The following is a 905-nucleotide window of genomic DNA, read 5'->3' as shown; positions in this document are numbered from 1 at the left end:
ATGCCGCCGCGTGAGTGGAACATGGCAAAGGCGCAATTTGCCGTGCTCTTCGGCGAACGTTTCATCAGGGCCATGACGGCCTGATGATCAACCGCCTCGCCGTACACGAAATTCCTGACAGTCCCATTTTCCGATCACAAACGATATCGCTGATCCTGATCTTCACCAGGTCGCATCCGCGAAGCTTGCTATCGATGGCCAGGTCAAAGAGGGCCCGGTCGCGGACCCGCCCATGCTGGTCGAGAAAGAAGCGGATCGCCCATATCTGACGGGGCTTGAGCGCTCGCTTTGCTCCAACCTTACGCCCGGCGTTCCAAGATACCCGCTCGCGAGCGGCGGGATCAAACTCTGACAATCCCATGACACATCTACTGTGGCCGTAACGGCCATAGGTAGAACGTTTCAGGAGAGGCCGACCCCTTGCAGACTCTCGGTGTCCAATTTTTGATCCTCAACTCCTGACGGCCTGCTATCCCGGCAAGTGTCGGCCACGTCCAGTCATTCGCGACGCTTTCTGCAAGCGACTGCTTCGGCCACCGGGAAAAGACCGACGCTGAGAGCATCCGCGACAAGGGGGGATAAGCTCTCTCGTTGTGGCAGGATCTAAGCGCTTCGAGCGTCTCAAATCGCCTTGGTTAGGAACTGTTGAAATGCCATCGCGGTCGCGAGAACGTTGTGAGCGGAGACGCAGCGGGCATCATCCTCGGCGCCGTGGTGGTAGCGATGCGTGCCGAACACGCCGGCCACGGTTTCGTATCCCGCCATGATGACTTCGTTGTCGGCGGCCAATCCGGCCTACGGGCGGTTGTGGTGGCTGAACGGGAGCGCTTATACGGTCCGCGCTTCAGGCCGGAACGAGGGGCCACTGGTCTCCGCGGCGCCGGCCGACATGGTCGCTGCCCTAG

Annotated in this window: 1 protein-coding gene and 1 pseudogene; both read right to left on the bottom strand. The window is 60.3% G+C overall.

Annotated features, from left to right (window positions below):
• Positions 1-139 precede the first annotated feature (139 nt).
• Positions 140-361: pseudogene (locus V2S85_RS27145) on the bottom strand (integrase); the annotation flags it as partial.
• 260 nt (positions 362-621) lie between these two features.
• Complete coding sequence (locus V2S85_RS27140; protein ID WP_330705882.1) at positions 622-765, bottom strand: hypothetical protein; 144 nt, start codon at positions 763-765, stop codon at positions 622-624.
• Between the last annotated feature and the right edge of the window lie 140 nt (positions 766-905).

The organism is Novosphingobium resinovorum, assembly GCF_036352595.1.
Classification (GTDB): domain Bacteria; phylum Pseudomonadota; class Alphaproteobacteria; order Sphingomonadales; family Sphingomonadaceae; genus Novosphingobium; species Novosphingobium resinovorum_B.
This window is presented reverse-complemented; position numbering and strand designations above follow the sequence as displayed.

Coding starts and splice junctions, on each gene's coding strand:
- V2S85_RS27140 (WP_330705882.1), bottom strand. CDS start 765: ATGGCGGGATACGAAACCGTGGCCGGCGTGTTCGGCACGCATCGCTAC.